This window comes from Rhodopseudomonas sp. B29 (assembly GCF_000333455.1).
Taxonomy (GTDB): Bacteria; Pseudomonadota; Alphaproteobacteria; order Rhizobiales; family Xanthobacteraceae; genus Rhodopseudomonas.
Genome location: NZ_BADD01000206.1, coordinates 1 through 7,322, shown reverse-complemented (window position 1 = coordinate 7,322; position 7,322 = coordinate 1). Strand labels below are relative to the sequence as shown.

General features: G+C 65.3%; 7 protein-coding genes. 2 read left to right on the top strand and 5 right to left on the bottom strand.

Features of this window, described 5'->3' with window-relative positions; all coding sequences use genetic code 11:
* Nucleotides 1-1,666 (top strand): D-alanyl-D-alanine carboxypeptidase (locus I5M_RS07385; RefSeq protein ID WP_031335742.1); only part of this gene is annotated, 1,666 nt, incomplete at its 5' end.
* 303 nt (nucleotides 1,667-1,969) lie between these two features.
* On the opposite strand, the gene I5M_RS07380 is transcribed toward I5M_RS07385, so the two are convergent.
* The 4 genes from I5M_RS07380 to I5M_RS07365 all read right to left on the bottom strand — a co-directional run bounded on the left by I5M_RS07380 (nucleotide 1,970) and on the right by I5M_RS07365 (nucleotide 5,590).
* Nucleotides 1,970-2,698 (bottom strand): DnaJ domain-containing protein, encoded by a 729-nt coding sequence (locus I5M_RS07380; RefSeq protein WP_022720813.1) that lies wholly within the window; start codon nucleotides 2,696-2,698, stop codon nucleotides 1,970-1,972.
* Nucleotides 2,699-2,750: 52 nt separating this feature from the next.
* Nucleotides 2,751-3,485, bottom strand: coding sequence for a hypothetical protein (locus tag I5M_RS07375; RefSeq protein ID WP_031335740.1), 735 nt, complete (start codon nucleotides 3,483-3,485; stop codon nucleotides 2,751-2,753).
* An 87-nt stretch (nucleotides 3,486-3,572) separates the two neighbouring features.
* Complete coding sequence (locus I5M_RS07370; RefSeq protein WP_022720811.1) at nucleotides 3,573-4,406, bottom strand: alpha/beta fold hydrolase; 834 nt, start codon at nucleotides 4,404-4,406, stop codon at nucleotides 3,573-3,575.
* A 266-nt stretch (nucleotides 4,407-4,672) separates the two neighbouring features.
* On the bottom strand, nucleotides 4,673-5,590 hold the full coding sequence (locus I5M_RS07365) for a division plane positioning ATPase MipZ (protein ID WP_022720810.1): 918 nt from the start codon (nucleotides 5,588-5,590) through the stop codon (nucleotides 4,673-4,675).
* Between the two features lie 209 nt (nucleotides 5,591-5,799).
* Between I5M_RS07365 and panC the strand changes: the two genes are divergently transcribed.
* Nucleotides 5,800-6,651 (top strand): pantoate--beta-alanine ligase, encoded by an 852-nt coding sequence (panC, locus tag I5M_RS07360; protein WP_022720809.1) that lies wholly within the window; start codon nucleotides 5,800-5,802, stop codon nucleotides 6,649-6,651.
* 163 nt (nucleotides 6,652-6,814) lie between these two features.
* Here panC and I5M_RS07355 read toward each other — a convergent pair whose 3' ends face one another.
* Nucleotides 6,815-7,252 carry a DUF1489 family protein gene (locus I5M_RS07355; RefSeq protein ID WP_022720808.1) on the bottom strand — a complete coding sequence of 146 codons (438 nt, stop codon included), beginning with the start codon at nucleotides 7,250-7,252 and terminating at the stop codon, nucleotides 6,815-6,817.
* Nucleotides 7,253-7,322 lie beyond the last annotated feature (70 nt).

The window sequence follows — 7,322 nt, the reverse complement described above, 5'->3', positions numbered from 1 at the left end:
GCGAGTTTGCGTGTTCGGCTTGGCCACCATTTCGGCCGCGGTAGTGATCACGACCGACAGTGCCGACGCCAGGCGGCGGCATCACCGCCATCATGCCCGTCATCACGTCGAGCGCGACAGTTACAATCCCGCCTTCGCCTCGATCATCGTCGACGGCAATACCGGCGCGGTGCTGAGCGCCACCAATCCGGACGGTCTGCGCCACCCCGCCTCGCTGACCAAGATCATGACGCTGTATTTGCTGTTCGAGCGTCTCGATGCCGGCAAGATGTCGCTGGATACCGAAATGGAAGTGTCCGAGCACGCCTCCGAGCAGGCTCCGACCAAGCTGGGCCTCCGCCCCGGTCAGACGATCAAAGTCGAAGACGCCATCAAGGGCCTCGTCACCCGCTCGGCCAACGACGCCGCGGTGGTGATTGCCGAAGCCATCGGCGGCAGCGAAGACGACTTCGCCAAGATGATGACGCGCAAGGCGCGCGCCCTGGGCATGTCCCGCACCGTTTTCCGCAACGCGTCCGGCCTGCCCAACGACGAACAGGTCACTACCGCGCGTGATCTGTCGATCCTCGGCCGCGCTATCCAGGATCGCTTCCCGCGCTACTACCGTTACTTCTCGACCACCGTGTTCAATTTCCGCGGCCAGTCGATCCGCAATCACAACCATCTGCTCGGCAGCGTCGAGGGCGTCGATGGCATCAAGACCGGCTACACCCGCGCCTCCGGCTTCAACCTCGTCACCTCGATGCATCGCGGCAACCGGTTCCTGATCGGCGTCGTGATGGGCGGCCGCAGCTATTCCTCGCGCGACGCCATCATGCGCAACCTGCTCGCCGAGAATCTGGAAAAGGGCGGGACCCGCCGCGTCGTGGCGGCGATCTCCGAGCGTAATCCGGCTCAGGCCGACACCGAGGTTGCCGATGCCGCGCCGGAAGCCCCGGCTCCGCAACCGGTCCAGGTCCAGGGCGCCGTGCATGTCGCTTCTGCTGCGCCCGAACCCATCGTCGCCGCACCGCGCCCAGCCGCTCAGGTCGCCACCCGCTCGATCGCGCCGGCGGCCAAGCCCGAGCCCGGGCCGTTCAACAGCGGCACCATCGAGACCACACCACTCGCCACCGTGCCGGGCTCGTCGGAGCCGATGAAGCCGGTGAGGGTCAAGACCGTGATGGTCAAATCGGCGCCGATCAAGCTCGCCTCTGCCGTCGCTGCCCCGCCCGTCACCAATTCGATCGCCCGCCCCGAGCCCGACACCCGGGCCGAAATGATCCAGCAGCCGGCCGGCCACGGCACCGGCACCGGCCTTCTCGGCGTGATGCCGGCCTCCAGTCTCAATCAGAAGCCGGTCCAGGTCGCCTCCGCCGAACCTTCGGCACCGGTCGCCACCGTCCAGCAGAACGGCGCCATCCGCGCCACCGCGGTTCGCACCGGCTGGATCATCCAGGTCGGCGCGCTGGAGAGCGAAGGCGAAGCCAAGCAGCGCCTCGAAGCCGCCCGCGACCATGCCAGCGGCATGCTCAGCAAAGCCGATCCGTTCACCGAGACCGTGACGTCGAAGGGCGACCGCAAGCTCTACCGCGCCCGCTTCGCCGGCCTCGATCGCGAAGAAGCCGAAGCCGTCTGCAAAAAGCTGAAGCGCTCCGACATCTCCTGCTTCACGATCAAGAACTGAAGCGCGCACAGCCGCCGTCGTTCGAGTTCACATCTTCAAGTATGTTGAATGGCCGGGCTCAGTCCCGGCCATTTCCGTTTTCAGCACTGGCGACGGCTCCGCATGACCGTGACCGGTGCGGCGGGGCCACACTGCGTTGAACCATCGATGGAATGAAACCTAGCGAAACCACTCGTCAATCATTCCCGCATAAAACTCCATCAATCCGCCACGCCGCAGAAGCGGCGGGCATCCGGGACGTCATCACAGTTTGATCGGCAGGACTCTCGCAATCGGTTTGTAGCGTTTGGTTGCGTGCTGGAGTCAGCTGCGATGCGTGCGAAGCAAGGTATCCTTGGCCGCGTTTACACGGGCGGCAAGATACGTCGACCCCCCTTGGTCGGGATGGAGTTTCTTCATCAGGGTGCGATGAGCACGCCCGATCTCGTCCGGCCCCGCGCCCGGCTGCAGGCCAAGGATCTCATAGGCTTCCTCAACCGTCATTTTGCTGCCCGACGCACTGCTGCTACTCCGCCCTGCCGCGTCGCCCTGCGCGTGCTGACGCCAGGCGGGAAACCGGCGGTCCAGATAGCTTTCAAGTAGCGTCGCGCTCTCGGCATCGAAGCCGGGCAGCATCGCGGCGAGACCCGTCAGATCGAACTCGTCGAGCGAGCGGCCGGCATGCGGGCCGGCCACAATACGGCCGGCCATCGCGCCGCTGTCGTGGTCCAGCGTCATCTCCAACATCGGCGATCGCACGGTGGACGTCTGGCCAGACGAGCGCCGCCCAGTGCCGCTGAACAGGCCGCCGATATTGCCGAAGCCCGCATTGGCAAGCGGCGTCCAGCCGAGCAGGCCGGCGCCGAACAGGCCGAGCGGGATCGCCACCGCGAGTTCGCCTTTGACGCCGGTGAACAGCGCTGCAGCCAGAATTACGATGCCACCCGCTAGCTTGATGGCGCGCGACAGCACCGCCGGATTAGCGTTGCGCAGCATCTGCAGCAACGTGTAGAGGACGAAAACGGCGATGGCGCCGGCGATCAGTGTAGGCATGGCGGCAATATAGGACCACGGCGGTGAAAAAGCAGCGGCGCTCGCTTGCTCTTCAGCGCATCTGGCCGAGCAACAGTGCCGCGCCACCGCCGCTGCCCGCCAGCCGCTGCAGTGCCTCGCGACCGCCGGCCGCATAGGCCGCGGCCGCGCGCAGCAATTCGCGAAGCTGGGCCGCAGCGCCCGGATCGAACCGGCACCACGCGCCGCCACTCAGCCGCGCGATCTCCTTGAACACCGCCTCGGCGCCCTGATCGATCCCCTCCTGGAAAACGAACACCGGCACCTTGAGCAGGCCGAGTTCGCCAGCCTTGGCGCATAGATCGTCGGCCTGCTCTTCCATGGCATCGCCGACGAACACCACCGCGCGCACGCCAGCGCTGACGGCCTCGCGGCGGGCGTCGGCCAGCACGCGGCCGATCTGGGTGTTGCCGCCGCGGCAGTCGATCTTGCCCATCAGCCGCGCCAACTCGGCGCTCGACGAAATCCACGGCGACGCCCGGCATTCGCCGAGACCGCGATAATAGACGAGCCGGATATCGAGACTGCCGATCGCCGCAGCTTCGCGAAACATGTCGGCCTGCAGCGCGCAGGCCATGTCCCAGGTGGGCTGCCGGCTCATCGTCGCGTCGAGCGCGAACACCAGCCGGCCGCGGCCGCTCGTCTGCGGCGACATCGCCCGCGCCTTGGCGACGAAGGCAGCGATCTCATCCGAAGACGACTGCTCCGGCAACGCGGAGCGTCGCTCGGCCGAAAGAGGTACGGAGGTTTTGGTCGGGTCGCGGGACAAGGCACTGCTCGCTGATGACAGCAGCCTATCTGGCGACGCACGTGGCGCGGATCAATCCCGCCTCGGCGGGATCGCCCTTACCGCCTTCTATTTGCTCGCCGTCGCCACCAGCCCGCTGCGTTGCGGCGCCGTGGTTCTCGGCGTGATCGAACCGGTGTTGTCATCGAGGAATTTGTCGAGCGACGCGGTGATCGACTCTTTGACGTCTTCCGGACCGCGGTCGCTCATTTCGGTGTGCTGGAAGCCGGTCCGAACCACCGTAATGCCCGCCTTGTCGCAATCTGCCTGATCGGGAACGACACCCGGATCGGTCTTGAATTGCGGGTCGTGGGAGCGGAACGTGAGCGTCTTGAACTTTGCGTGGACCATGAACGGAACACGCAGATTATCCAGCGTCACCACCTTGCTGATGTGATCCGGATGCAGTCTGGCGTAGTACACCGAGATATCGCCGCCGTTGGAATGGCCCACCATGGTCAGGTGGTCGTAGTCGGCATTGGGCTGCATCTCGCGCAGCTTGCTAATGGCGAAGTCGATATTGGCGGCACCGCGTTCATAGACCGGCAGACGACCGACATAGAGTTCGCCAACCTTGGTGACCAGCGGTGCATCGCTGTCGAGATCGTGCTGGATGCTCACCGCCATATAGCCACGCACTGCGAGCACATTGGCGAGGAACGAGTACTCGGTGAAGCGGACGGTGTTGCCGTGATTGATGATCGCCACCGGCAGGATGGAGAGGCCGGCTTCGGACTGCATCTCCTTGTCGCGCCGAACCGCAATATCGACAGCGACCGGGCGTCCCCGCGAGGCATCGTAGAACACCAGCGTCTGATGACGTATCGCCCATTTCGAAGCGGTGAAGTAAGCGCCGGCCACTACCAAGCACAGCGCCAGCAGAATAGTAATTCCGCGCGTCATGTTCGATCCCGTATCGGTCCGCCCGATGCCCCAGGCCATAGATTCCGATACGACGACTATAAATCACAGCCACATGACAGGAAGATCAAAGATTGGGAGTTTAGCGCCCCGGGATTGTGCAAGTGCACAATGGCGCGACACTGGGCACGTTGCGTCCCCCTGGCCCTGGAGCGGCAGGCCGAAATCCCCCTGGGGCGATGCAACCGTGGAAAATTCAACGCCGGCCGGCGCGACATATTTGACCAAAGTGCTAAGCACCGGGGCTGCTACGCACCCACGATGTCGTGCAGTTCGAGCGGAGTATCGGCCTGCGCGAACCATTCGGCGCGGTTGGCGGCGCGACGGCGACCGCGTTCGTCGAGCGGCAGCTTGAGCTGCCGCAGCAGCGCGGTGACTTCCTCGCGTGCAGTGACGTGACCCATGCTGGGCCGGGTGCCCAGGGTCGCTTCGTCGAGATCATCGAGCGCGGTGAGGCCGCGCGGGAAAAACTCGCGATACACCAGCCGTTCGGCAAAGCCTTCGAGCGGCCGTAGGCCGAGCCGCATCGCGAGCTCTTTCAGACCGCCGCTGATCAGATCGTTGTTGCGCGAGCCCAGCATCGACAGCCGATTACGCACCAAGATCCAGTCGGTATCGATGCCGTCGAGCTGGCGGCGCTGGCGCCGCGCGTCGGTCACCATCGACGCGTAATGGCTCGGACCGATCACCGCGTGACTGACCGGATCGACGTTTCCCAGCACGTCGAAGTCGAGAAAGCTGTCGTTCAGCGGCGTCACCAGAGTGTCGGCCATCGCATGCGCCAGCCGCATCAGATAGCTGTCGGAGCCTGGCGTATCGATGACGATGAAATCGTGGCTGTGCTCGACGCACGCCACCGCGTCGGCGAACTCCTCGAATTCGCTGCGCTCGTTGTCGGCGATCTGCATCGACTGTCCGAGTGCGATCGCGCGGTGCTCGGGCAGTTCGAGCGAAAGCCCGGTATGCTCGGCCCAGCGCCGGCGATTGTCGAGGTAGCGGGTCAGACTCTGCTGGCGGCTGTCGAGATCGATGGTGGCGACGCGCTGGCCCGCCTTGAGCAGTGCCACGACGATGTGAACCGCCAGCGTCGACTTGCCGGTACCGCCCTTCTCGTTGCCGAGAACGACAACGCGAGCCGAATGTCCCTGGGTGGCCTGAACCAGCATCGATCTCCTCGCCGATATCTTCAATCGCTCGCGGTCGCGGTCAAGCGAATAGGTGTGGAGCGCCGCCGATGCACGCGGCTTCGTGTTTAATCATGAATCCTCACAAGTTAGGCGGCCGAATTGCCATCGCCGAGTGGCTACGCATTGGGCAGTTTGATAGAATGGCCGTCCCGCCTCCCCGTCCTCCAAATGCCCCGAAAACTCGCCCCATGGCCCGCTCTCCTGTCGTCGCCCGCACCCTTCCCGCACTTCGCCGCGCACTCACCGAGCTGCGCGAAGGCGGCGCCCGCGTGGCGCTGGTCCCGACCATGGGGGCGCTGCACGACGGCCACCTCTCCCTGGTGCGGCTGGCCAAGCGCCGCGCCGACAAGGTCGCTGTCTCGGTGTTCGTCAATCCCACACAGTTTGCGCCGAACGAGGACTTCGCCTCCTACCCGCGGACCTGGAAGGCCGACGCCGGCAAGCTGGCAGCCGAAGAGGTCGACCTGATCTGGAATCCCGACGTCAAGGTGATGTACCCCGACGGCTTCGCCACCCGTATCACCACCGAGGGCCCGGCACTCGCCGGGCTCGAGGATCGCTTTCGTCCGCATTTCTTCGGCGGTGTCGCCACCGTCGTCGGCAAGCTGTTCCTGCAGTGCCGGCCGGACGTCGCGGTGTTCGGCTCCAAGGACTTCCAGCAGCTCCGCGTGGTGACGCGGATGGCCGCCGACCTCGACCTCGGCGTCAAGGTGATCGGCGCGCCGACGGTGCGTGAACGCGACGGCCTCGCGATGTCGTCGCGCAACGTCTATTTGTCGGCGGAAGAACGCAGCGCCGCGCCGACGTTGTACCGGGCGATGAAGCACACCGCCAAGCTGATGCGTGCCGGCAAGAGCTTCGAGCCGTCTCTCGCCGCCGCGACCAAGATGATCCGCGAGGCCGGCTTCACGCTCGATTACTTCGAGGCCCGCCACGCCGAAACGCTCGAGCCGGTACGTTCGCTGAAAGGCGGCCCCGTTCGCCTCCTCGTCGCCGCACGCATCGGCAAGACGCGGCTGATCGACAACATGGCGGTGTAGTTCTCTTTCACCGTCGTCATTGCGAGGAGCACCCGGATCGGCGCTTCGCGCCGTCCGAGTACAGGCTCCGCGACGAAGCAATCCAGCTCAGTGCACGGAGCTGGATTGCTTCGCCTTCGGCTCGCAATGACGAGGTTTCTGACTACGTCGACGAACTAACCGACTACAAAAGCCCCAGCTCGCGCAGCTCGCGTCGCATCGGCTCCGGCATTGCGGCGACGCTCCGCGCCGCCTTGCCGAGGTCGGCGGGGGCGTCGGCTTCGGTGAGATAGCGCCAGCCCTGGAACGGCCGCATCGGCCGCGGGCTGACGGGATGAACCTTGGGCTGCATGATCAGCCGGCAGCGGGCGATGCCGTCGCTGTCGCGAAACGGCTCGATGCCGATCAGCTTTTCGCGCGCGGCGATCTCGCCGCGGATCACCCAATAGATCGATCCGCCGGCGAGCAGCTCGGCGTCCCGCTTCGGAACCATGCGGGTGACGTGGATGTGTTGCGGCGTGTGCCCTTGCTCACGCGCCTGCTTGGCGCGCGCAGCCACGCGCTGCGTCAGATCGGCCACGGAATCGCAGCCGACCGCGAGCTTGATCAAGTGAAGCGGCATGTGTCTCGAACAACAACCCGGAACGCGGCCGATGCCGCGCGCTTAGTATCCGCGTTTGCATCAACCGGCG

What these genes read in the sequence shown, in the direction of transcription:
- I5M_RS07380 (WP_022720813.1), bottom strand. Translation starts at nt 2,698, where the DNA reads ATGCCTACACTGATCGCCGGCGCCATCGCCGTTTTCGTCCTCTACACG.
- I5M_RS07370 (WP_022720811.1), bottom strand. Translation starts at nt 4,406, where the DNA reads ATGACGCGCGGAATTACTATTCTGCTGGCGCTGTGCTTGGTAGTGGCC.
- I5M_RS07365 (WP_022720810.1), bottom strand. Translation starts at nt 5,590, where the DNA reads ATGCTGGTTCAGGCCACCCAGGGACATTCGGCTCGCGTTGTCGTTCTC.
- panC (WP_022720809.1), top strand. Translation starts at nt 5,800, where the DNA reads ATGGCCCGCTCTCCTGTCGTCGCCCGCACCCTTCCCGCACTTCGCCGC.
- I5M_RS07355 (WP_022720808.1), bottom strand. Translation starts at nt 7,252, where the DNA reads ATGCCGCTTCACTTGATCAAGCTCGCGGTCGGCTGCGATTCCGTGGCC.